At 57.0% G+C, this 458-nt stretch carries 1 protein-coding gene; it reads right to left on the minus strand.

The genetic code is table 11. The features are described 5' to 3' along the window. Positions 1-91: 91 nt before the first annotated feature. Positions 92-458: helix-turn-helix domain-containing protein (locus VG556_RS22485; protein ID WP_423180064.1), on the minus strand; the 367-nt coding region annotated here is incomplete at its 5' end.

Consider the following 458-nt stretch of genomic DNA (forward strand, 5'->3'; position numbering starts at 1 on the left):
CCACTGTCATTCGCTTGAAAAATCGCGGAAGCTGGTTCTTTCTGCAAGGTGATCCCCGACAACATTCCGGCTCAAGACATGCGATGAAAGGCTAGGGCGCAGCAAGCTGCTTTAGCAGTGCTAGTGCTTCTTTCTGCTTCCTAGCATCAAGCTGCGATAGCACCAGGATGGCTTCAGCCATTGTGTCGGAGGCAGCAAGAAAGTAAGCCGCTGGAAGATCCAGCAGTTCCGCAAGTCTCTCGATGGTCGCCAGATCGGGCTTGTGCATGCCTCGTTCGTAACGGCTGATGCGGGGAGCCACCGTGTTCGGGTCGTCCACGCCCAAAAGCAATTCCCCAAGCTGCGCCTGCGTCCACCCCTTAGCCACACGGGCGGCGCGAAGACGTTGGCCAAGAACTGTAGGCGTAGGTTGAGGGGCGGGCATCCGAGAACAACAAAGACGTTGACTCCCAGAAGTG

Origin of the sequence: Stenotrophomonas sp. CASM106, assembly GCF_049384825.1 — a bacterium.
GTDB classification, from domain to species: Bacteria; Pseudomonadota; Gammaproteobacteria; order Xanthomonadales; family Xanthomonadaceae; genus Stenotrophomonas; species Stenotrophomonas muris.